Annotated in this window: 16 protein-coding genes and 4 pseudogenes; 13 read left to right on the top strand and 7 right to left on the bottom strand. The window is 54.9% G+C overall.

Annotated features, from left to right (window positions below; all coding sequences use genetic code 11):
- The first annotated feature begins 638 nt into the window (after positions 1–638).
- Positions 639–1838, top strand: a complete 1200-nt coding sequence (locus tag FY112_RS30115; RefSeq protein ID WP_151519975.1) for an IS256 family transposase — start codon at positions 639–641, stop codon at positions 1836–1838.
- A gap of 192 nt (positions 1839–2030) precedes the next feature.
- Here the strand turns inward: FY112_RS30115 and FY112_RS30110 are convergent, their stop codons facing one another.
- Positions 2031–2879 carry a calcium-binding protein gene (locus FY112_RS30110; RefSeq protein WP_151519974.1) on the bottom strand — a complete coding sequence of 283 codons (849 nt, stop codon included), beginning with the start codon at positions 2877–2879 and terminating at the stop codon, positions 2031–2033.
- A gap of 316 nt (positions 2880–3195) precedes the next feature.
- Positions 3196–3437, bottom strand: a pseudogene (locus tag FY112_RS30105) (SfnB family sulfur acquisition oxidoreductase); the annotation flags it as partial.
- 917 nt (positions 3438–4354) lie between these two features.
- Here FY112_RS30105 and FY112_RS30100 point away from each other — a divergent pair.
- Together FY112_RS30100 and FY112_RS30095 are read left to right on the top strand one after the other, a co-directional pair.
- Positions 4355–5005, top strand: a complete 651-nt coding sequence (locus FY112_RS30100; RefSeq protein ID WP_151519973.1) for an outer membrane beta-barrel protein — start codon at positions 4355–4357, stop codon at positions 5003–5005.
- Positions 5006–5484: 479 nt separating this feature from the next.
- Positions 5485–6228: a LuxR family transcriptional regulator gene (locus FY112_RS30095; RefSeq protein WP_151519972.1), complete on the top strand. Its 744-nt coding sequence runs from the start codon at positions 5485–5487 to the stop codon at positions 6226–6228.
- Between the two features lie 757 nt (positions 6229–6985).
- On the opposite strand, the gene FY112_RS30085 is transcribed toward FY112_RS30095, so the two are convergent.
- Positions 6986–7462, bottom strand: a complete 477-nt coding sequence (locus FY112_RS30085; RefSeq protein WP_017958615.1) for a tail fiber protein — start codon at positions 7460–7462, stop codon at positions 6986–6988.
- A gap of 231 nt (positions 7463–7693) precedes the next feature.
- Positions 7694–8389, bottom strand: coding sequence for a hypothetical protein (locus FY112_RS30080; RefSeq protein WP_017958614.1), 696 nt, complete (start codon positions 8387–8389; stop codon positions 7694–7696).
- Positions 8390–8957: 568 nt separating this feature from the next.
- Here FY112_RS30080 and FY112_RS30075 point away from each other — a divergent pair.
- The 5 genes and pseudogenes from FY112_RS30075 to FY112_RS30060 all read left to right on the top strand — a co-directional run bounded on the left by FY112_RS30075 (position 8958) and on the right by FY112_RS30060 (position 14129).
- On the top strand, positions 8958–9524 hold the full coding sequence (locus tag FY112_RS30075; protein ID WP_017958613.1) for an acyl-homoserine-lactone synthase: 567 nt from the start codon (positions 8958–8960) through the stop codon (positions 9522–9524).
- Positions 9525–9834: 310 nt separating this feature from the next.
- Positions 9835–9993: a hypothetical protein gene (locus tag FY112_RS37000; RefSeq protein WP_017958612.1), complete on the top strand. Its 159-nt coding sequence runs from the start codon at positions 9835–9837 to the stop codon at positions 9991–9993.
- A gap of 73 nt (positions 9994–10066) precedes the next feature.
- Positions 10067–11665 carry an asparagine synthase-related protein gene (locus tag FY112_RS30070; RefSeq protein WP_017958611.1) on the top strand — a complete coding sequence of 533 codons (1599 nt, stop codon included), beginning with the start codon at positions 10067–10069 and terminating at the stop codon, positions 11663–11665.
- 64 nt (positions 11666–11729) lie between these two features.
- Positions 11730–12031: pseudogene (locus FY112_RS30065) on the top strand (transposase); the annotation flags it as partial.
- Positions 12032–12656: 625 nt separating this feature from the next.
- The gene (locus FY112_RS30060) at positions 12657–14129 is read left to right on the top strand and encodes an efflux transporter outer membrane subunit (protein ID WP_151519970.1); all 1473 of its coding nucleotides are present in this window, start codon (positions 12657–12659) and stop codon (positions 14127–14129) included.
- A gap of 108 nt (positions 14130–14237) precedes the next feature.
- On the opposite strand, the pseudogene FY112_RS30055 reads toward FY112_RS30060, so the two are convergent.
- Together FY112_RS30055 and FY112_RS30050 are read right to left on the bottom strand one after the other, a co-directional pair.
- Positions 14238–14780 (bottom strand): annotated as a pseudogene (locus FY112_RS30055) (glutamine synthetase); the annotation flags it as partial.
- 432 nt (positions 14781–15212) lie between these two features.
- Positions 15213–15989 (bottom strand): annotated as a pseudogene (locus tag FY112_RS30050) (response regulator).
- 1118 nt (positions 15990–17107) lie between these two features.
- Between FY112_RS30050 and FY112_RS30040 the strand changes: the two are divergent.
- From FY112_RS30040 to FY112_RS30015, 5 genes are all read left to right on the top strand, one after another.
- On the top strand, positions 17108–17338 hold the full coding sequence (locus FY112_RS30040; RefSeq protein WP_017958608.1) for a hypothetical protein: 231 nt from the start codon (positions 17108–17110) through the stop codon (positions 17336–17338).
- 432 nt (positions 17339–17770) lie between these two features.
- Complete coding sequence (locus tag FY112_RS30035; protein ID WP_151519968.1) at positions 17771–18496, top strand: Crp/Fnr family transcriptional regulator; 726 nt, start codon at positions 17771–17773, stop codon at positions 18494–18496.
- 780 nt (positions 18497–19276) lie between these two features.
- Entirely contained in the window at positions 19277–19597 is a 321-nt protein-coding gene (locus FY112_RS36995) for a hypothetical protein (protein WP_157626460.1), read from the top strand.
- Positions 19598–19849: 252 nt separating this feature from the next.
- On the top strand, positions 19850–20563 hold the full coding sequence (locus tag FY112_RS30020) for a GntR family transcriptional regulator (protein WP_017958606.1): 714 nt from the start codon (positions 19850–19852) through the stop codon (positions 20561–20563).
- Between the two features lie 245 nt (positions 20564–20808).
- On the top strand, positions 20809–21525 hold the full coding sequence (locus FY112_RS30015; protein ID WP_017958605.1) for a hypothetical protein: 717 nt from the start codon (positions 20809–20811) through the stop codon (positions 21523–21525).
- A 340-nt stretch (positions 21526–21865) separates the two neighbouring features.
- Here FY112_RS30015 and FY112_RS30010 read toward each other — a convergent pair whose 3' ends face one another.
- Positions 21866–22936: a hypothetical protein gene (locus FY112_RS30010; RefSeq protein ID WP_151519988.1), complete on the bottom strand. Its 1071-nt coding sequence runs from the start codon at positions 22934–22936 to the stop codon at positions 21866–21868.
- Between the last annotated feature and the right edge of the window lie 28 nt (positions 22937–22964).

Below are 22964 nucleotides of genomic sequence, written 5' to 3'. Positions count from 1 at the left end.
CTAGCAAAGCGGCAGACTGCATGATGCGCAACATCTTGCAAAGCGTTGTCAGCGAGATGACTAGGCTCATTCAACGTAAATGATTGTTGAAGTAACGGCTGCTAATTTCCGGCCGAGCAGATCACCGAAGCCTGTTGCCAACGCCAGTATGTTGACAGCACTGGTAACGGCAACTGCCAACCGTCCTCGACGGAAGACGCACCACCACCGAAAGGACGTGACCGCGTGGGCCCCTCGCCATGCAGCCATGAAACGGGACGTAATCCTGCTAAGGCCCTCGACGCGGACTTTCACTAAGATGGAATTGCTTGGCGAGCCTGTACAGAAGAGGACGCTACGCAGGCGTCGCTCCTGATACCACGCTGGTCTTCAGCAGCAGAGAAACTCCGCCAGCATCTCACGATCATATCGACCAGGTCGCGTCTTTTCGGTTGAACACAACGCCGACATTGGACAGCACGCGACCGGCCATTGGACCGATCGTGTCCCGGCACGTGGTGTAGGTGGCGGGAGGTAGCAAAGCCGAGCGCCCGCGCGCTTTTCATAGCGCTGTAGCGGGTGATTGGGTTTGCGGGCGGCCATCAGTGTTTTCCGCTAGGGTCGGGTTGTTGAAGACCAACCTGACGGAAAGACCACCGATGACCAATGATATGATGAACGTGCGTTCGCTTGTTGAGAAGAGCGCCGATGCAGATTTGTTGCGTGAGATGATCGGCTTTGCCGCCGAGCGGCTGATGGAGCTGGAGGTCGGATCAGCTGCCGGTGCTGAGTTCGGCGAGAAGAACCCGATGCGCCTTGCTCAACGCAATGGCTACCGCGACCGCGATTGGGAGACGCGAGCCGGGACCGTTGAACTCCGCATTCCGAAGTTGCGCAAGGGTAGCTACTTTCCGAGCTTCCTTGAACCCCGTCGCATGGCGGAAAAGGCTCTGACGGCCGTCATCCAAGAAGCGTATATCCAGGGAATCTCGACCCGTTCTGTCGACGATCTGGTCAAAGCCATGGGCATGAGCGGTATTTCGAAGAGCCAGGTGTCCCGGCTGTGTGAAGAGATCGACGTCAAGGTGAAGGCTTTCCTCGACAGGCCGATTGAAGGCGAGTGGCCATACGTGTGGGTGGACGCGACCTACCTCAAAGTTCGGCGCGGCGGACGTGTCGTTTCCGTCGCCGTCATTATCGCTGTCGGCGTGAACAGCGATGGCCGGCGCGAGATCCTAGGCATGGAGGTCGGCACGTCGGAGGCCGAACCGATCTGGACGGAATTCCTGCGTAGGCTGACACGCCGAGGATTGCGCGGCGTGAAGCTCGTCGTCTCGGATGCCCATGAAGGCCTCAAGGCTGCTGTCACGAAGGTTTTGAATGCCACCTGGCAAAGATGCCGGGTTCACTTCATGAGGAACGTGCTGGCCCACGCCGGAAAGAGCGGCAGGCGGGTCGTCTCCGCTTTCATCGCAACGGCCTTCGCCCAAGAGACGTCGGAGGCAGCAAGTGCTCAATGGCGCAGTGTTACCGATCAGATCAGGCCGAAAGTGCCGAAGCTCGCCACCATCATGGACGATGCCGAAGAAGACGTGCTCGCCTACATGACTTTCCCGAAAGAGCACCGTGCAAAGCTGCACTCGACGAATCCAATCGAGCGTCTCAATGGCGAAATCAAGCGACGCACCGAGGTGGTCGGTATCTTTCCGAACGACGAGGCGATCGTCCGTCTCGTGGGCGCGCTGCTGCTCGAACAGAACGACGAGTGGGCCGTCCAACGCGCCAGGTATATGACCCTTGAGACCATGGCTCAAATGAGCGATGATCCCCAAATCAGCCTGCCCGCTGTGGCTCGCTGATATCCGCTCCGACCCATGTCGGAAAGCACGGCCATCAGCCGTCAGTTACACCACTCCCGTGGACACGATCATTGGACCTTGTTCACGTGCCGGTGCATTCGATCAAAAAAGCACGTCGTTTCTAGTTTCCGTACTGCGCCACGTTGGAAAAGTGAAGCGCCCCAAGGGTGGAGCGCTCCTCGGATCTTCGAATTAAATGAAGCCGAAATTTTCCGCCGTAAGTGAGGTAAGGTTCGACACGTCATGCAGATTGTCGACATGAGCGAAGGCATGCGCGTGGTTCGCAGAATCGACATAGGCCAGTGTCGCACCGTGAGTTTTGCCATCCTGACCGAGAGTTTTTTCATCATGGTAGACAATAATGTCACCGCGGGCTTCGCCTTGAATAGCGGTAGCGGCGGCAGAGCTGGACGTGAACCCTCGATCAGTGATTACCACAACGTGCTGACCATGCGCTTTCGCGGCCTCGCCATTGTAAAAAGTGTCCACAAATTCGCCCGGGAAACCCTTCGAATGGTTGATGAAATTTGCGCCAAACAGTTTCCCGTTACCGAAGTCACTGGCGTCCATGACAAAACGGTCTTGCTTCGGGTCGAAATCCGTCACAGTCGTATAGCAGTGCGTTGTTCCAACCATAGGATCGTGGAAACGAAACACGAAGGCGTCACCGTCTTCGCCGCCAGTCAAAACATCTGCGCCGTCACCAGCCGCTAGGATATCCTTCCCCTTTCCGCCGTCGAGCCAGTCGTCGCTCTCGCCGCTATGTGGTGTTACGCGGCGCTGTTCGAACGGGTTGAAGGCGACGTATGAGCCGTCGCTATACAGGACGTCGTCACCATCACCGCCATTGATTGCGTCTGAGCCATCCCCGGCCCAGACAATGTCATGGCCGTCCCCGGCCTCGATGCTGTCGTGGCCGCCTTCAGCCCAAATTCGATCATCGCCGCCGCCGGCTTTGATCCACTCATTGAGCTCGCGTCCATAGATTGTGTCGTAGTCATCGGATCCAATAATAAAGGGGCTGTTGCCTTTGATCATCATCGCATATTCTCCTTATGAGGCAGCCGAAGTTGCCAGTGCCCCTTATGTTTTCTGAGAGCGAATTAGTGAAATCCATTGTTTTGATACGAACGATTTGAGTGACGGATGCCGCAATGTTTATCTCGGCCGAACGGTCCGCCTTTTGTCGTGGGCCGGCAGAATATGAAAACGACTTAGGGCTATGACAATCCGCAGCCAAGCAGTGGCAACAATGTCCGCGACACCTCGTTGACGAAGGTGAAAGCTTCCCCCTCGTATACGTTGCAGACAAATCTGCAGAGCACCTGATCTCAGGGTGCTTTGCAGATCGAAAACCTCAGCTCCAGGCATGGAGCGGTGGCTTCTCGCCATTCAGGAAATACTTACCCAAAATGGCGTACTTCCAGCGGACCGGGTCATGCAGAGTATGGGTGCGGGCGTTGCGTCAGTGGCGATCAAGCCCGTGCTCTGCAAGGGTTGAACGCGTTCCTGCCAGCTCGAACAACTTGTGGCCGCAATCGCGATTTCGGTGGAGAGTATCTTCGCTTCGGCGGTAACGATCTGGGCTTCCGCAACCGTTCAGGAAGAACAAATTGGCGATGCTGATCACCCGCAGGAACAGCGCAGAGATACTGGTCGCGACGACGCCGTCAATGTTGTGAATATCCTCAAGCCGACCCGACGCGTCCCTATGACACGCTTCTCCACCAACGGTGAGCCCAACACGGCGGGGTGGGAGTCGGACGGGGGTCTCACCCATCACTCGCGAGTTGCCCAGACGGCTGAACCGGCCTCGGGATCGGGCATCGCACCGCGGGTCGGCAGCCGCTCGGCCCCACCCATCGGCTGACCGACGATCATATCACTGCGGATTACAGGCTCCTGGACCAGGAGTTGCAGGGACGCTCTGCGGATCTGGCCGCCCGGACGAGCGTCGTGAATTCTGTCGTGGCACAAGCTCAGCTACAGTCGCGCTTTCGTTGTACGAGCCTAAGTTTGTTGGCGCGGCAAATGCTTGTGCCACCAGCTGGAAAATAAACAATAAAATATTCGGAAATATATTTCCGTATAGTTTCCACTAAATGGTGAGCTATCAATGCACTACCGTTCTCTGGCGTAAGATAAACAAATATATTATTAAATATATCCTCTGCGTCTCTTGTCTTTAATCGGCCAATTGTAGAGAGTCGACTTATGAAAAAGGTATGACCATGCTGAAATATTCAACAGGCGAAGGGCTGTCGCAGGGAGGAACGTCGGGGGCTATGGTCCAGGAGATAGGCTCCGGCACAGCAGGGACAACCCCTCCTATGTCCCAAAGAGCGTCGGGTCGACACAAGACCCAACGGACGCGATGCGAAACTTGATCCAGTCCAGCGATCTGGCTTTTCTCATGGAAGCTCATGATGCCCTCTCCGGGGGTCAGGCGGGGTTTGCAGACCTTTGGGCGTCCAGCCCAGCACCGGATGTTAGCTTCGCTCGTTATGGAGTTATATATGTCGCCAATTAAAAGAAAAATCTTCTCCGTAGGCGTCTCGACCCTGATGGCATGCGGCGCGTCGGCGGCCGATCTAGCTGACCACAGGGTTCCGAGCGCGCTCTCTTATGGCGCACCGGGAACCTTCTCGTGGGCCGGGGCTTACGCCGGTCTTCACGGAGGTGTCGCGGCCTCCAAATTCGGCCCGTTTAACAATGATCGCGCCCCAGCAGTGGGCGCTCAGGTAGGTTACAATTTCCAGGCCGGATCGGGCGTTTTCGGCGCAGAACTCGAAGGCTCTTACATGAACAACGAAGTGCGTGTGCCCGGCGGCAAGGTGGAAAGCCGCTTCCGCGGTGCCGCGAAAGCGAAGGCTGGCCTGGGCTTTGACCGCACTTTCGTCTACGGCACCGCGGGCGTCACAACGACCGAGTTCGAGGGCCGCCACGCCGCATCCGGATCGGACATGTGGAAATCCGGACCGAGTAGCTGGAAAAAGGGCTACCTCTTCGGCGGCGGCGTCGAGCACGTGTTTTCGGGTGGCGTGTCGGCAAAGATCGAGTACAACTACGTCATTAACAACGCCGTCCCGACCACGAGCGGAGGCATCAGCTCGAAGTCCGACCTCAACGATAATGTAATTGAAGCGGGCCTAAACTTTCGCTTCTGACGAACTCGTCTGAAGCATTGAGCAAACCCAGATACAAGGCAACCGCCAGCGCGATCGGCCATGCTTTGAAAAGTGCCGGCCTTGAAATCATCCATCGATTGCCGCTTCAGCTTTTCGGCAGTAGCACTCAGAATCATCGGCTCGCTCCACAACTTTCGGAGCGGCAATCTCTCTTCCCATGTCAACATACCGTTGAGCGCCAAAATTTGCGACAGGCCCTGCTTCGAAGTTGTCAGTCGTCTGCCGCACGGTTCCGGGTGAATGCGTAGCTATGGCGATCGGGCTGACGCACTCGGTTAAAATTGACGGCTCGAACTGTTTTTAGACGAGCGGCGCCAAACGGTTTGCCGAGAATGCGCTTTTTGGTTGTATGCATCAAGGGTATCTAATATGGTTTTCAGAGTTTCGCTGCCCACGGAACTGGACACTCACTGCTTAGATGTGAGGAAGTTAATCTTGCGCCGAACCGGGAGGTTGTCGTGAAGGAAGAATCCTCAGCGGTCTCGAATCTGGTGTTCGATTTCCTGTCAGAGTCAGCCAGCGCAAAGAGCAAAGACGATGTGTTACTCTTACTTGGAAAAATTTCACAATATTTCGGGTTTAGTTATTTCGCGATATCCGGCATCCCCTCGCCTACTGAGCGAATTGATCCCTATTTCGTTTTGGGCAATTGGTCAGTCGGGTGGTTTGATCGCTATCGTGAAAACAATTATGTCCACGCCGACCCCATAGTGCATCTTAGCAAGACATGTGATCACGCATTTGTTTGGTCGGAAGCTCTGCGAGATCAAAAACTCAATCGGCAGAGCCGTCGTGTCATGGATGAGGCACGCGAATTCAAGTTGATTGACGGCTTCAGCGTTCCTTTACACACTGCCGCTGGGTTTCAATCGATTGTCAGTTTTGGAGCGGAAAAGGTAGAGCTCTCAACCTGCGACCGAAGCGCGCTCTATCTGATGGCGGCTTACGCGCATAGCTTGCTCCGCGCCCAAATTGGGAATGATGCCAGTCGAAAAATTCAGGCCTTACCCATGATCACAACGCGAGAGCGCGAAATCATCCATTGGTGTGCCGCAGGCAAAACAGCAATAGAGATCGCAACGATTCTCGGACGATCCCATCGAACCATTCAAAATGTCATTTTGAACATCCAGCGAAAGCTCAATGTGGTTAATACACCTCAGATGATTGCCGAAAGCTTTCGTCTCAGAATCATTCGCTGAAGCATATGGAGTTTTCGGCCACTTCAAAGATCGGGCCTGTTGGATCCCGACAGCCATCATGATCAGATAGTAGCCCCGTTGAAATGCAGAGCTAGATCTGCGTCTGAATTGATAGACAGGCGCAACACAGTCTTCGGTAGGTCGAGCAGGCAGCATCGATTGAGGTGGCTGCGAGGACGTGCTTTGAATTTGTTTCCCCAGAAGTCGTCCAACGACCGCCTACCGCCAGACGGCCCCCCCGAATTGACCAGTCCCGTCTTTTGGGGTGATCCCCGACAGATCGCAGTGGTTGGCATTTTCTGGTCGGGCAGCTTGGATTAGCCGCGCACTTTTGACCGGCGCATTTATCACGCAATACGCGTTAAAGCGTGCGGGAAGCCCTGGCAATGTATTCGCCCGGTTGCCACTTGGCCTGCAGTTGACGCTTGCCCCCTCCAAACGTCCGGATGGATCCACGGGCTCACCGCTGAAATCGCATGTTTTCCCGGTTGACGTTCCCGGATTTCCAACCGGGCCGGCAAGCGTGATGCCGCGGATCACAACGCCAGTTTCTACGGGCTTCGCTGCGACCTTGCCTTTTTGGTGCTCCTCAGCCGCGGCTCCCTGCGTTAAGGTGAAGGTCAGAGCGAAAGCAGCTAGGCATCCGAAAGCTCTCAAAGTAGCAGTCATTAGGCTTCTCCTCTTTTGCCGGCCGGCAAGATGTCGCTTCCGGACCGATGTCTCTGAATCGAATGAAAGGACCTGCGCCCCTTTCAAGTTACCGAAACTTGATCAGGTAATTCACGGCCACGTTCTTGGGACGCGTCTCAAGAGCTGTGCGTGCCGGATTTTCCGGTGAACCTGTCGATTTGCTTGAAATGGAAGTTCCGGCGGCACTGCCCTGTTGCGAAATTCCCGCCGGCGTCGTTATCTCATAGGGATGCGCATGAACTTGCAGAGCATCGCATTGGAGTGATCCAACAACGTTTGCAACATTATTGCCAGTAGGATCTAGCCGTCGTTTCGCGTCAGGGTCCATACCGGCACCGGAATCGAAACCGCGCAGGAACAGCCCACGGTAGTCTGGAATCCGAAATTCCAGATCGGCCGTGGAATTCCGCTCTCCATAGAGTCCGCCGAGAACGGCGTAGAGTTCTGGATAGGCGGCTGCCCTGAGATAGCGTCCATCGCAAAGCATCCATCCCTGGGCTTCGACGTAGCTGATCGGAGCTTCCGCATTTGTACCCGCAGCCACGCCAGAGCTTGCGCAGGGTGTGTTGCTCCAGATTGTGTTAACCGAGCTCGAGATAGGGGCAACTTGCCCCGCAAAGGGACACACCGCACCGATTGGAGGCCCTGCAAACATCTTTGGTTCCTCGGTCAAATTGATGTGTGAGGGAAGGAATGCCAATTATCAGCAACAACAGGCACTCCCCTGCATCAGCTCCGTCCTGACGGACGGAGCTGATGCCAATTCACCTTGCCATCAAGCCGGGTTGACATCCCAGGTATTGTCGTCTTGGAGCACGCCTACGAGATTGAAGACGGCAGAGGGAAACTTGGCTTCCCTGGTCTGGGTGATCGTGTCGATACTGAGCACCGAGCCGATGGTCACATTCGTTCCCGCCGCAATCCAATAACTCGGAGTCGGCGTGAACGTGTGGAGCAGATTGGTGCCCGCTTGTGCAACATAAGTTCCTGTTCCGGACATGCCGATGCCCACGGAGAACCGGTTGTTTGGCACATTGGCAGCATCGTTGATGACCAGTGATCCTGCAGGATCACCCTTGATCGGCGCGGTCAGGCCAGGTCCATCACTTAATGAAAAAGTAGTGGTGTTTCTCCCGCTGGGGCTGCAGTCCTCCACTCCAGAGGCAAGAAAGTCCACGCCAGCAATCAGGTGTCCCGTGTCGCTCCAGACGAAGTTATAGGCGAGCTCCCAAGTGAATTTGATTTGATTGCCAACCCGAATTTGATACGGAGAGCAGAACCATGCCAAGGAGAAGACATTGGCAACAGGCTGAGGCATCTTTTGATAGACGTAGAAGGTCCAAGGTTGCGCCGATTGATTCTTCAACAGCAACGAATATTGCGTTCCTTGGGCAAGCGCCGCGCTTCCCGGCTGTGATGCACGGGCATGATCCGTCATTTCCTTGTCTACGTAGCTGACATGCAAGGACATTTGATTCTCCCTTTCCGCTGATTTTCTATCTTCACGCCAGGACTGATCCAATCGTTTGGACCGCTTCTTGGCCCAGCTCCAACTGAGGCGAGTGTTATTGGAGACACCAATTCAGCTATAAGTATTTCTGGGTGACGTAAATGAGTAGATATACTCCCTGACAGACCACCATCAACCCATAGTCATGCCCCCGAGACCCGGGACGGTAAGAGCGGTCGATGCCTATTTGGTCGGTAGCAGATAAGCACGGCCGAGATGATTTTCTAACGCAATCCCATCAAACGAAAAGCGGCCTGAGAGCCGGCTCGATCGAGCCTTAGGCGTCTTTGACGCACACCGTATGCTCTGCAAATTTACTCTAGCGGTACGGGATGATGGCATTCTTAAGCCCGTTTTGGCTGATATTTCCGTTACCGCCATTTCCTATGCCGCGCGGATTATTTGATTTCAAACCATGGTAGCGCGACGAAGGACGTCAAACATCCGCGACCTAACTCAGAAATGAGTATTTCTACTCATTTTGAAGGACAGAAAAATCGCGCATAGTAATCCTCGGGGGCAGGGAGCGATGATGAAGATTTGCATTGGGAACTCTCGGGCTAACGCCGTGCTCATGGAGAAAATCTGGCGATTTCGACACCAGCAATTTGTGGAACGACGTGGATGGCAGGCATTACGCAAGAGTGATAGACGGGAAATAGATCAGTTTGATCACGATTGCGCTATTCATTTTAGCGTCCTCAAGAACGATGCGGTGATCGGGTATTCTCGGCTCCTTCCTACGGTGCAGCCACATCTTCTTTCAAGCGTCTACCCGCAAATCATGCGGGGCCAAAGGTGGCCAAGGTCGCACGACGTTTTCGAATGGACGCGGTGGGCGGTTGCAAGCGGTGACGAAAGGATTGACGGGGTTCGAGTATCGCGGGTTTTAATGATCGGGTTGATGGAGTTTTGCCGCGTTGCCGGCATCACCTCGCTTATCGGCGAGACGCATCCAAAGCTGATAAACTCCTTGCGCGCCAACGGGTGGCAAACACACATACTCTCAGAGCCCAGCATTTTCGAAAACGAATTAGTCGTGCCACTCGAAGTCATCCCCTCGTCCGCCCCGCAGACGTTGAAGGCAACTAGCTAGCATAGGAAATTCCGCTCGATGTTTGAACCTTATGGCTCAGGAAGTTTTGGTCACCAATTCGCCGCCAGTCCGGCTCATAAACGCACACAAGTTCCCGCCTGGATATCTTTTGCACAAGCGGTGCTACATCACAATCGATGCTGGGGTCAGAGAGCCAGTCACGTAGCCGCCCGGATCGATTGCAGCCTAATGATTCCGCAGCCTATGCCACCCTAGAACGGCATGGGACAGTCAGTGTACCTCAGTCACTCGCGTCATTGGCATCCCTTTAGGGGGACGGCGAGGAAAGCAACCAACGGAGAGTCATAACATGGAAACGACAACCACCCGCAAGCCCGTCAATCTCATCGGTAGCGAGTTGAGCGTGTTTGCCAAGGCGCCGCGCGTCGGACCGACCCCTTCGACCACAGAAATTGCTGCCATGATCAAGGGGGGCAAGCCAGGCGACATGGACAAACTGGACGTTTAAGTTTCATCCGTGTGACCGTCGCCAAGGCGGCGGTCACTGCCCCTTTAGATTTTCATCAACTAAGCGATCACCCATGTTCAAGGGAACGATTGACCGAGGTCATCTCGAGTGCGTGGCTGAGCCCCCGATGTACCCGCCGCCCTACCCCAACATCTCGATCAAGATCCTAGACCATCCTTTGCTCGAAAGCTTCCGGTGGGACACTACTGATCAAATCATCCTGATCTGCCGCGAGCGTTCCGCCGAAGCGAATGGGCAGCTTGTGGCACTCAGGGATTGGCCGATAGAACGAGCGCAGGATTTCTGTGCCTTTGGGCAATGGCCATTGGACTATCAGACAATTTCGATCAACCGCCATTCCGGCACGGTGACCTTCAGCGCCGGACATGGAGGTGTTGCGCCACTTTATCTGAAGGTCAGCGGCGAGCGCATTGATCTCTCCTGGTCGATAGCGGACTTTTATTCGGGCATGACCCTCGCCGACGTCGACACGGACCGAACTGGCCTGCGTCTTGTCGGCACGCTCCCCTATGCAACAACCACGATGTTTCGCGGTGTTTTCATGCTGACGGAGCGCGCGTCGCTTTGCATCAGCAGGACAGGAGCCGTCGAGACGAAATACCCCCCTCCGGCACCGTATTTCATCCCGACCCCGCTTGTGGATGAGGCCGATGTTGCAGCCGCAGCATGCCGTTTGATCGACACCCTGCTGCGTCGCTGGCAGCTCACGCCCACCCTCACTGCTAGCGAATTCAGCGGAGGATTGGATTCGGCAGTCGTTGCCGCCATTTTGGCTGGGCAGCATCCTGACGCCCTGCAAACCTATGCCTTGGAGGTCGAGGGGCAAGCTCGAAGTCAACAGACTTCGCGGCGCGAAATAGCAATCGAGCACTTTGGCTTCCACGACCAAACGCTGCGTGTTGACACGATACCAATGGTTCCGTGTGGATTCGAAGTGAGTAGCGACTACGTCGCCGCTCCCTACAATGCCGATCTGCAGCGGCCCCTCCATCAACTATTGAAGTCGCTCGCAACTGCCTCAGCCCCGCGGGCGGTCGCAACTGGTACAGGCGGTGATGAGTTGCTAAGGGCCCATGCTTTCGAACAAAGTCACGAGCAAATCGCTCGTAATATTAGCGATGCATTCCTTCCTGCGATCCTTCCCTCCGCCATGACGCTGGTGCTCAAAAGCCGATTGCCCGACTATGCAGCATGCTGCGATCGGGCACCCTTTCCTATTCTGCCGATCTCGGTACTGGAGGCACACGCCGCGCGGGCTCCTTTGTTTGCGAGCCATGGCATATGGCCAATTAGCCCATTCGCCCAGCCAGAAGCCGTACGATTTTATCGGAGTTTGCCTTTAGCCTGGAGGCACGAAAAGGCGCTGCATCGCCGGATGTTGGAACGGCTTGGATATCCGAAACGGTTCTTCGGCGTTTCTATAAGAGAAAATTTCGAACACTATCTGACCGGCTCGCTGATTATCGGTGCTAGCGAGATCACTAATCAATTATCCCGTCGTTGCCTGCTGCATGAACTGGGACTGATCGATGCTGACCGGCTGATCGCCACAATAGACGACATCCGATACGATTCTCCGCTTAGCGAACTCGGCTTTATCTTCCACGCAATTAACGTTGAACACATGCTCCGGCGAATTGATGGAACTTGAAGGAGATCACCCGCTAATGCAGCGGGATTTCGAGATGCCGGCAATTAGGTCCCTTACAATTCGGAAGCCAATGCAGAACGGCTATGTCGAGAGTTTCAACGGGCGCATGCGCGACGAGCTGCTCAACGATAGCCTTTTCTTCGGGTCTCGATCATGCCCGAAGCGCCATTGCTGAATGGGCGGACGATTACAACCGCTTCCGGCCACTCATCGCTCGGATACAAAACCCCAGCAGACTTTGCCGGGACCATCGCCGCAACCGGCTCCAACGCTGCGCAAGATGAAAACTTCGCGTTTCCGCCGGTTGCTCACACCGCGCCAATTGGCGTATTCAAAAACGCCGGGGCTCTAGTCGCCGCTGGCTGAAAGTTCAGTGGCAGGTCAAGGGGTACACGCCGAATCGTCGCCTTCCTGCAATGTCCGCCCACGCTGCGATCGCGATACCGCTGAGTGGTCTGGCGATGACCGATAGCAGCATCGTTGTGCCGGGGATTCCCCGGAAAAGTCTCATCAATCAATCACGGTATGACGTCACAACAGGTGAAATCGAAGAACTCTAAAATATGTCGAGGACAGCCGCTGCAAGCATATCCAGGATATGGCGCAACGATGTGTTCCGTCACTGTGGGTTGCAATCGCAAGACAGCGCGCCTCAAATCGACATCATGTTACCGGTTGGGCATCTAACGTGTCCGTCGAAATATGCCTGCTGGACTCGTCAAAGGTGTCATAAGCCAGCGTCTCCCCCAAAGCGCCGAAATTCTAGGCTTCCTGTCGGAGTCTGGCCGGCTTTCTGGCGACTTATTACAAATTTAGTCAAATGGGGAGGACAACGGTTGTAGACTTGTTGCTTTGGCTGCACGCGATTGCGTAGTCTCACGCCCGAATTCTTCGCCTCGATCGACTGCGTCGGCAATTGTGCGCTTGCATCATTCTTCGGGCAGGCGAAACGGGTTTGGCTTGAATTGTGCTGTAATCGAGGTTGATTGAAATGCATTCGCTCCGTCTAGCCGCTGCGGTGTTGCCGCCGCTTTTGTCATCTTGCATGCTCGGGCCCGACTTTGCATCGCCGGAAACACCTTTACCGGCGAAGTTTTCCGAGGGTGCAAAACAGAGCGTCGGCGATGTTGCGGTGTCGGCATGGTGGAATTCCTTTTCAGATCGTACGCTCAACCAGTACGTTGCCACCGGCCTGGATAAGAACCTCAGTGTTCAGCAGGCGCTCGAAAGGATTAATGCCGCCGCGGACGTCACCATCACTGGCGCCGGGGGCCTTCCCAACCTTGATTTTGGAGCATCACACACGATCTGCAAAGCGCGAGATGTCACGAGCACCCAGAATATCTCCGGGGGGCAACTATCGTTGACCGGGCTGCTGGACGTATTCGGCCAGTACCGGCGCAGCACCGAAAGCGCACTTGCTTCTCTTGATTCTGCGCATGCGGCTGTCGACGTCGCAAAGCTGGCTCTAATCAAAGATCTTGTTTCCTCCTACATCGACGCCCGGTACTACCAGCAGCGCGTCTCCATTTCTCGAGCGAACCTGAAGTCGCGCCAGGAGACCTACGATCTCACGAATTTTCAACTCGAAGCGGGAGCAGCTTCCCGGCTGGATGTCTCGCAGGCCGAAGCGCTTGTCCAGTCGACGATTGCCGAATTACCAAGTCTGGAACTGAATTTCCGCGTGTCGGCTCATCACATTGCGTCCCTCATCGCCTTGCCGTCGGAAATGGTGGTCAAGCAACTGCAGAAAAACGAAGGGCAGCCGGTCTATCGCGGAAAGATCAATGCCGGCATTCCCGCCGATCTTATTCGCAATCGACCCGATATTCGCCAAGCTGAGCGGAATCTCGCCGCGGCGACTGCAAAGATCGGCGTGGCGGAAGCACGGCTTTATCCCGCGATAACGCTCTCCGGCTCGATCACACCTTCCTACATCAATCAGCGTGGCCGTCGCGGCGATATCTCGAAATGGTCCTTCGGGCCGAGCCTTGACCTCCCGATTCTGGACGGCGGCCGTTTGCGGGCAAACGTGGAGACTTCTAAATCGGCCGCGGCAGCAGCCTACATAAGCTGGAAATCAACCGTGCTGACAGCTGTGCAGGAAGTTCAGGACGCTTTGACAGCCGTCCGACGCGACGTTCGCACAGTAAACTCACGTCACAGGCAAGTGGAAACGACCGAAGAAACACTGAGGCTTTCGGTGGACTCGCACAAGGATGGCGCCTCGTCTCTGCTTGATGTTCTCGACGCGCAAAGGCAGGTGTCCAGCGCTCAATCAAGCCTCGCTACGGCAATCCAAAAATTGGCCAAGGATCACGTGCAGTTGAATGTCGCAATCGGCGGTCGTTTTGCGGCTCCCATGGTCGCGTCGCCCTGGGTGGAGGCTTCACGGGTGTCGCAGCAAATGCAAACGTCCGGTCCCACTCGCAATAGTCGAGCATTGCATTGTGAGATGTTTTAACCTGATCACGTCATTGGCGCGCCAGCGCCCGAGTTGCATTGGCGCCGGCGGGAGGCCGGCGCCGTAGTAAAACTTAGGATGCAGCCGAAGCGGAGTCGGAGGGGATTTCTCCGAGATGGTCTTCAGAATCTGCGAAGCGAGCTTGTAGGGCGCGCCTGGGAGTTCGGGCTGCAATCTTCGAGGTAGCCCTTGTAGTGCTTCCTGAGAAGGAGTGCGGCACGCGGATCGAAGCACCACGGTCGGCAACGCCGTAGGAGAACTTGTTTCACGGAGCCGTCTTATGCTTGCCGGTCAGGCGCTTGTCGTTGTCAGGACCGTAGACGTTGATGTGGTCCATCAGGTTCTTTTCGAACTGGGCCGTCAGCGCTTCGAAATGGGCCTTGCCGCCAACTTCGCGGATGTTGCATGCCCGAACCGGTCCAGTCGGCGTCGCCGTGCGGCTTACAATGATACTCGATGTCGATGCCGTACTTTTCGGTCAGGCGCTGCAAGAGGTAGCGTGTCTATCCAGATCTGGTCGGCGATTTTATTGAGCCCTTGCCGAGGGTCCGGAATTCCCACTGGCGCTTGGCCACTTCGGCGTTGATGCCTTCGTGGTTGATGCCGGCTGCGAGGGCAGAGGTCGAGATGCTCTTTGACGTGTTCGCGGGCAGCCCGAGCCGACGCTCCCGCTCTTATTCATGACCAGACAGGTAAGGTCGTCCTGGATGATAAAGTCTGCGACAGCAATTCCTTGCGCGCAACAATTGCACCAACATGGAGGCCGAGGCGGTGATATCCTCAAATCGTTCCCGAAACATCATTATCCCGCAGGATCCGTCATCTACAAGCAGCGCAATCACATCGAAAGGTGCTTCAATCGCTGAAGCACTTCCGACGGTTTTCCCCCGCTACTAGAGTCGAGCTATCCGTTTCACAGGATTCATCCATCTCGCTGTAGTTATGATCTGGATACATTGAATCTCGATTGGTTCTAGGCGGCATTAAGACGAGGAGACGCTTGGCAGCGATATGCTGCATGACTATCTCGGTGGTCTCGTCATAAGGAATCCACTACACTCGCGCAGGTCCTGATTGCCGTTATTAGATCGGCGATGGCCCGTGCGCAACACGCACCCGATTGTCGTAAGGACCATTGACAAGACGGCTATTGTCCCCGTGCCGGATGCCCACATCAGCGTCGAAAAAATAGCCTGCGCCCCGGGCTGTTTAATTAGACGGGGGTTGGCCGGATCTGCTTCAAGCTTTCGGCGCACGCGCAAAATGAGGACATCAACGCTTCGGTCACACACCTCTTCTCCTCGAACTCGGCTCGCAAGTAGAAGCTGTTCTCGTCATAACGTCACGTGGCCTTTCCAAAAAGGCGACTAAAAGATTGAATTCACCGGCCGTCAACTTGACCTCATCGCTTTCTTCAGAGGTTAACTGACGCTGCCTAAGGTTCAAAGTCCATCCGGAAAAATGAAAGGAACGTCGATCTTTTGCCCGTGGGCCAATGGGCCGCCGGCGCAATGCTACGCGGATACGGGCTAAGGATTCGCGCATTCCAAAAGGCTTCGAAATAAAATCAGTTGCGCCGAGCTCCAGTGCAACAACTCGATCTGCCTCCTCAAGGCGGTCGCCGCTAATGGCAATGATGGGGATATCCCATTTCACCGTCAGATTACGCACGATGTCCGATCCATCTTCACGACGCAGATTAAAATCAAGAACTACAAGATCAACCGGTTCACATGCGAGCACACGTTTCAGCTGCCCACTATCGCTGACTGCGGTTACCTTAAAGGCATGCAATGTCAGATACTCGACAATAAGATTGCGCGTGGCGAGGTCGTCATCGGCGACAAGAACGTGTTTCAATGGCGTACCTTTCAAACTTATCCACGCTGGCAACTCCAGGCTACTGGTTTGTATTCGATCGTTTCCAATGAAGTCACTAGTTCCGTGCACGCTTGAGAAGCGACCCAAAGTTCGCGATTTGGTGAAGACACAATTTGTCGAAATATTCTAACAGCGGCGCATCCGTTAGAAACAAACTTCTTGGTCCGCCAACTCATGCGCGGCCGTTCGTCGAGGAATGCGCAACGATGACAACGAGGCCGACAGGCCGGGTGTTGGCCTTAAAGCGGATGTTAGCGACGTGCTTTCGATGCGATCTATCGGTTCCACTTCGTTTCACGCGCTTGATAGACTCCGAGAGTTGTAGCCGATCGAGCGGGACGACTATTTTGCGCCCCGAATTCGATCATCTAATGCTCTTCCGATGAAAGCGCGCGTTTCCCGGTTGTCGCGAATCTCAGTGCTTTTAGCGTGTATGACATTGCGTTGGCATTCCTGCACATTGCAGCGAGCTTCTTCCTGCTGTTCATCCAAGCACGCTTGAGTATGGGTTGGCCGGGCAACGTGACACAATGCCGTCGAGGTATAAATGGAAGAGAACTATGGGTTTACTAACCAATCCGGGCCATCCTGCACTCCTTGACTCGTCCTTTACCGCCTTCGAAACTGTCGACTTCAGTCTTCCTAACGATTCGATGAAATTGGTGCTATTGATCGTTTGAATGAAGTCCATCTACGGAATGGATGCTTAAATGACGCAGCGCTTAAATGCGGAGTCGACATCATGCTAATTGAGCTGAACGCAATTATCGGGGTGGGTACGAGTTCCTCTAGCCAGAGCACGCTTTCAGTAACTGATGTTTCGCCCCACGTTGTCGTATCGGCCGTGATCTGGTGATGGGCTTCCCATGATGAGCGAAGGGAGTTGTCTAGCCTTATTGGCGTTGGGCCCGTGCTGTAATGCGAGCGCCCGAAGCCACCGAACAGATGCGGCGCGATGATGCGCGTGGCTGTTGACCTCGCTGCGATCTGTTTCCTTGTGGATCACCGAATGAGCATATACTTCAGGCTGTCGGTCCAAATTATTCGGCTGCGACCGCTTGAGAGACACTTATGCTCCCGCCAGACTGGAGAGCACGGTGGTGTATCTGCAATATCTCCTTACCCTTGATGATGACGACATCGAATTGGTCACCAATGTCGTTCACGATTGGTGTAAAGCGTGCCACGTCCCGTTGGAAAGCGAGCTGGGACTGGAGGCGATGCGCTTTGCGGTCGGGAGGACGCTTGCGGGGGAGAAATCACCGGCTGCTCTTACCGAGGCAGTTACAATTCATATGCAGGTGGAAAGCTTTCGGCACCCGAGCTGACGCTATAACGCTGGAACGAGCGAGCAGCCCGCCGACCAACTCGATCCGCTACGTCCAGTCCCGAGTGGAGATCATCACAGACGACAGCGATGGTCTCGCTGCGAGCGAATTTGCACGCCGGCAATAAAAGAAGTCGATGTGTTCTGCTCAGAAAGGATGATGAAGCGGTCGAGAGGGCTATTGCGGATTTCACCTGACGATTAATCGGACATGCGCCGAGAAAGGGAGTATCCTGAGTAGCGTGCGAAAACGGACAATCGGGCGATCTTCATCGCATAACGGATTGCTTCGTAATGGCAATGACTTAGTCGACTTATGTCGAAACCGCACAAACAGCGCGTGGCCGTGGCCAATTCCGTTCTTGCTTCGTAGTTTTACGATTCACATTCACTTTGGCGTTTGGTAGCACCCAGGCTCCTCGGACGGAGCGCCATGACAACTTTCGAGCAATCGAGGACTTACAATACCCTCCTGAGGACGGTCAGCCCTCACATATTCGCTCGTCTCGCGGACGGTATGGAGCGGGTCGACCTGCCTTTGAAGTTCGTTTTGGTCGAAGATGGCGTCGCCCCTGACCATATTCATTTCCTGGAATCCGGACTCGGTTCGGTGGTCGCAACCAGCTCTGACGAAGAAGGCATCGAAGTGGGACACCTCGGGCGGGAGGGCGCATCTGGCATGCATGTCATGCTTGCAGTTCCCACAACGCCGGGCCGAACGTTCATGCAGGTAGCCGGGTCGGGAATACGTGTACCCACGAATGAGTTCACCGAAGCTGTGGTCTCCGACCGGGAAGCTCGCGAGTTCTTTCTCCGTTACGTCCACACGACTGTTCTGCAGCTTGCCCATTCGGCACTGGCAAATGCCCGCTACAGCATGCAGGAGAGGCTCGCACGCTGGCTATTGATGTGTCATGACCGCCTCGACGGTGACAATCTAATGGTGACGCATGAGTTCCTGTCGCTGATGCTCGGCGTACGGCGCTCTGGCGTGACGGATCATCTTCATATCCTCGAAGGCAGGCACGCCATCCGTTCCACGCGCGGAAATGTCCGCATTCTCGACCGCGAGATGCTGCTCGATATCGCTGGCGGTTGCTACGGCGTACCAGAGAGGGAATATGAAAAGGTGCTCGGCCTTCCGATGCGCGTGAAATAACTCAAGGTGCTGGCTTGATCGCGTCGGCGAACGCCAACGTCAGCAAGGCATCCCCAGCCTCGTTGCAAATTTCCAGCCGTCGCGAAGAGTGGCCGAGCAAAATTGAGTCGCTGATGAGGGCTCGGGCCCCCTCGAGGGCCTCTTCCCGAGCCTGTTCAAGACTTGGAAGCTCTCCAGGTCCTCCCGAACGCCATCTGCCCGATCAGCTGACTGTCGAGAGAAGTTCCGTGGGGCATGGAGAAGCTTAGGAATAAATCCGCTTCCCGGGGAGCGACCCGAACCGTCTGCGGCGATCTTACAAGCTCGAGGTCAAGATCAGGGGTCATGTCAGCGATCTGTGTTTGACTTTCAATACAAGCGCGAAGGAAATGTCTCCGTCGAGACTCAGATCCTTCCAATAAATTCAATCACTGGCGATCGGCCCGGTGGTGACGAAATACTCAATCCCACCAACATGTCGGGGGTGTCAGATAGAGGGGAACTTTTCGTGCTGCTTGAGGGAGACATAGCCGTACAGGATCACTTCGAGCTTTGGCCATCACCAACGGGCGATTGTCAGCTCGAGCATTCGCGGACTCAAGCAAACCTTCAATGCGCTTGAGCTATACTATTCGGCCGTAAGATTGTATTCGGCAATTAGAGTACAAGCGTCCGCTATGGCAATTTTCCAAATATATAAAAAAATATATTATTGTTAAATATTGATCTATGACGGAGCGCCGTCTAGACCTGCTCAACACGCGGCAGGGGGACTACCCTGGTCAGCGACGGGAGGCTTAGATGAACCGACGTGACAAAATGCATCCAAACAATGCCAGGTGTGATAGCCCGGAAATGGGGCTCGCCTTCCTCGATGGCGAACGTGTGGTTGCTCCACGGCGTGCTATACGCTGGCCGGCCGTGCGGAACGAGCATCTGGATGCGCTTCGCGACGTCGCAGATAGCGGAAGATACATCAAATCCGCCGATGCCTATAATCGGCTGATCGGTAGGAATAACCGATCAGCAAAATTATTCGTTGACGGTGAGGCCGACACGCGTCCACCGAAGAGCAAGGTTCACTTAAAGCCGGCCGCTTACGCGAAATACGACAGGCGGTAGACATTGGACCAGCGTGCCATCCCGACGCAGCCGTGTGCCTATGGCATTGAAATTAGAGGTAGAATGCAATAGCTGCCAATTACGGCCGCGGCTGTTACAGGTGGTTGGTGCCGAATCTGATTCGGGCGCGAAACGCGGTGCCGGCATTGGAAGGGCCGATTAATTCGACCTTCAATTCGAAGCGACCGTCCAGTCTCAATGCAAGAAACTCCTGTAGGTCCTTGAAGGATATCGACAGAGGAAAACTATCAAATGCGGTGTTGCAAGAACGCGCCCCAAGGTCGTGGGGGTGGCCCAAATTTTTCTACTGAACCAGAACCTGCAAAGGCCGATATTGCCTACGATGCTATTCTACGAATTCTCCACAGCAACGGTCGTGTGCCGGGGCAACATCTCAGGGAACAGGATCTAGCGTCTAAGCTCGATCTTGGTCGAACGCCAGTTCGCGAAGCGCTTCAGCGGCTTGCAGCTGAAGGGAAGATCCAATACATCCCTCAAAGAGGCTTTTTCACGAGACCGATGTCGGAAAGAACTCTGTTAGATCTTTATGTTGTCGGACGTGAGACGCTGATCTCGGCATTAAATCGAATGCGGCCGCAGGTCCCAGAGAGCTGGACCGTGACGGATAAATTGTCCCCTGACGAACTCGCCTTAAGGGCAGAAGCGATATTCACTAAAGTCGCCCAAGAAGCATCGAATTGCGAGGCTTGCAAAATCGTCCACCGATTCTGTTTTTGCACTCACCCTCTACGAATGGAAATAACTGCGTCGGAACTTCGGCCCGCGTTTGTCGAAAGCCTCGAGAAGCTAATTGCCGCAATGTCTGAACTAGGCACGGCAACGACCCTGGTGGAGTCCGCGTTGGTGAACCACCTTGATCTAGAACAGGGTGCCGTCTCAAGGATTGTACAAGAGGTGAACGAACGTGGATTAACAGGTTTTCCGGGGCCTGCGAGAAGTTTGTGACATCGCATACCGTCATCTCGACGAATGATCCTAATCAACGAACCCGAAGAATCTTGTCGAGTGCCGCGCATATCTGCGGCTGCTGCGGGCAATCCAAAAGCCGACGTCGGCATTACCTACCAGCATTTTAATTATGTTGCCAAATCAAAGAGGCTGCCACCATCCCTTCAGCATTCCAGAATACTGCGCTGGCAAAGCGAAAGTTGCTCGTGTCCTATCGGGCAACGCCCTCCGCAGGTTTCCATTTGCCGCAGCTTGCCCAGGCCAGCTATGATGATCGAGCGACGTTTTCAGCCGAAGTCTCAAAAGACATTGTGCCAAAGATAATAACAGCCAACGGGATCGACGCTGCGACCTTGAGGACAGAGGTTACGCCAGGCGGGTATCTCCTCAAAACCAATGCATCGCTTCAGACCGAGGGTGATCTCGATGACGCCGCGGCGGATCGACTTGCCGGCTCCCTTGGCTACGTCTTCCGCCAATATCGCGTCCTTACCTCTCGCCTCAACGACACGACAGGTAAGACAGGCTTTGTTGTCGTGCGGTTTCCGCAGGGCAGCCTTAACGCCACCGTCGCGCAGAGATTCTTCGAGGCAGCGGACGCAACGAAAAAAGGCTTGGGCGGCGGATATGCCGTGTTCGGTGACGAGCAGATCTTCCTTAATGCAACGAGTTCCGAAGGAAAGCCTTATAGCGGACTCGATGACGCAAGCTTCCAAGACGGATTGAGACGCGCAGCCGTATCGTTTGGCAGCCCCAAACCAATGGTTTCTTCCCTCGGCAATGCGACCGCGCGCTTTATTGGGAATGATTGGCAGAGGTCAACAAGAGGCGAGGGCTATCAAACTTTGCTCGGTGGATCGGACGGCGAGTTGGTGAGAAAGCTCGACGAGATCAGCAGGTGTTATGCATTCCTCCTCGCGAAGACAGCCGACAGCAAGGGCTGGGCCAAAGATGAATAAGGGCCGGACGAGGACCTACGCTCAAGTCGCTTAGCGAGTTCAAATGGCGTTTCGCAAAACGGATCTCGCAGTCGATACGATTTTGAGTGATCGTACGCCGGCCACCTGGGGCCGCGCCGGAGAAAATCTCACTGCTGCAATGCTCGAAATTCAAGACGGCTTAATCCTGCTTTGGTTCTAGAATATCTTAGCGCGGCGACGTCACAGCTTGAGTGGTCACCATCTTTGCTCGATCTGGCTCAGACATTTGCTGCGCAAGCGGCCGGGATTGCGGCATCGAGGTAGCTGAATCTGATGCCGTCTAATCGCCGTCGGAACAAATGAGAGTCGTCCAACATCGCTAGTCATAGCGTTCGATATTGGTGCGGATCCCATCACCAGCCACCGATTTTACATTCGACGGGGGATTACCAGGGCGAGCCGTGCCGCAGGGAGTCCTTATCTCGCCGGAAAGGTACTGGCCGCTGTTGCAGGGCAGCATGTTGACGTCGAGAAAGTCGCTCCTCTTCAGGGAGTTCTGATACGCTACAACTTCTTTTATCGACATCGGGCTCGAGAAGATCGTCGCTCCCTCAAATCCCGGCAACGCCTCTATTGGCTCAATCATGGGCGACGCCTGACCGGGCGCGGCTGCAGCGCCAATAACCCATGGTCCAACCGATCCGAAAATCACGGATTTCGGACGATCGGCTGGCGTACCAGAGCTGAAAGGAGAATGCGGAAACCCACTGTCGAGCACTGCCTCATCCCATTGGTAAGCTGTAAAAGCTAGAAAATAGGTATACGGCGCAAAACGGTCGATGCGCACTTTGCCGTCTGGAGTAAAGGTATAGTAAATCCACTCTGTGCCGGAGAATGCCCCTGTTGGCCCCACGACGTTCATATCCCAGGGCTTCTGCCACCATGCAATAGACGCCATGTCGCTTTGAAGCAGGCTTTTCGCAAAAGACCACTTTTGACCATTCGGATTGGGCGTGGCTCCCAACGCGAATGATAGGTAAGCATCGTTCGAATTAGAACTTAGAAGCGATAAGGCGCTACCGCCATTAGGAGCGGTATTTTCACGGGTCTTTTCGACCAAAAGGACAGTGAACCCCGTGTCCGGTCTGATCGACGCGCTTTGACTAGTCACGATTGACGCGTGCGGTGGAAAGTTGAAGGAAGTCTTGTTGGTATAGAAGTCAAATGCCTGCCTCGTATCTTCGGGCACCGGATAATCCGCTTCTGTCGCCGAGTCGTGGATGTACAGCTTTGGAAATTCCCAGAAAATTGGCACTACCTTCGGTGTGAGCGTCTGAGATACTTTGTCCGACGCGCTTCTAAGACAATTGGCTTCATTGGTGCATGATGCCCCTTGCCCTTCGCCAGCGACAAGACAGCCCAGCGTGGAAAACAATAGGAAGAATTTCATTCCATTATTCATCAAAACAATCCCGTTT

This window comes from Rhizobium sp. PEPV16, assembly GCF_008919455.1.
In the GTDB taxonomy this organism is placed as follows: domain Bacteria; phylum Pseudomonadota; class Alphaproteobacteria; order Rhizobiales; family Rhizobiaceae; genus Rhizobium; species Rhizobium leguminosarum_Q.
Note: the sequence above shows the minus strand (reverse complement) of the source record. Positions and strands in the feature narration are given on the sequence as shown.

What these genes read in the sequence shown, in the direction of transcription:
- FY112_RS30020 (WP_017958606.1), top strand. Translation starts at nt 19,850, where the DNA reads ATGCGGTGTTGCAAGAACGCGCCCCAAGGTCGTGGGGGTGGCCCAAAT.
- FY112_RS30115 (WP_151519975.1), top strand. Translation starts at nt 639, where the DNA reads ATGACCAATGATATGATGAACGTGCGTTCGCTTGTTGAGAAGAGCGCC.
- FY112_RS30070 (WP_017958611.1), top strand. Translation starts at nt 10,067, where the DNA reads ATGTTCAAGGGAACGATTGACCGAGGTCATCTCGAGTGCGTGGCTGAG.
- FY112_RS36995 (WP_157626460.1), top strand. Translation starts at nt 19,277, where the DNA reads ATGAACCGACGTGACAAAATGCATCCAAACAATGCCAGGTGTGATAGC.
- FY112_RS30110 (WP_151519974.1), bottom strand. Translation starts at nt 2,879, where the DNA reads ATGATGATCAAAGGCAACAGCCCCTTTATTATTGGATCCGATGACTAC.
- FY112_RS37000 (WP_017958612.1), top strand. Translation starts at nt 9,835, where the DNA reads ATGGAAACGACAACCACCCGCAAGCCCGTCAATCTCATCGGTAGCGAG.
- FY112_RS30060 (WP_151519970.1), top strand. Translation starts at nt 12,657, where the DNA reads ATGCATTCGCTCCGTCTAGCCGCTGCGGTGTTGCCGCCGCTTTTGTCA.
- FY112_RS30010 (WP_151519988.1), bottom strand. Translation starts at nt 22,936, where the DNA reads ATGAAATTCTTCCTATTGTTTTCCACGCTGGGCTGTCTTGTCGCTGGC.
- FY112_RS30035 (WP_151519968.1), top strand. Translation starts at nt 17,771, where the DNA reads ATGACAACTTTCGAGCAATCGAGGACTTACAATACCCTCCTGAGGACG.
- FY112_RS30100 (WP_151519973.1), top strand. Translation starts at nt 4,355, where the DNA reads ATGTCGCCAATTAAAAGAAAAATCTTCTCCGTAGGCGTCTCGACCCTG.
- FY112_RS30075 (WP_017958613.1), top strand. Translation starts at nt 8,958, where the DNA reads ATGATGAAGATTTGCATTGGGAACTCTCGGGCTAACGCCGTGCTCATG.
- FY112_RS30080 (WP_017958614.1), bottom strand. Translation starts at nt 8,389, where the DNA reads ATGTCCTTGCATGTCAGCTACGTAGACAAGGAAATGACGGATCATGCC.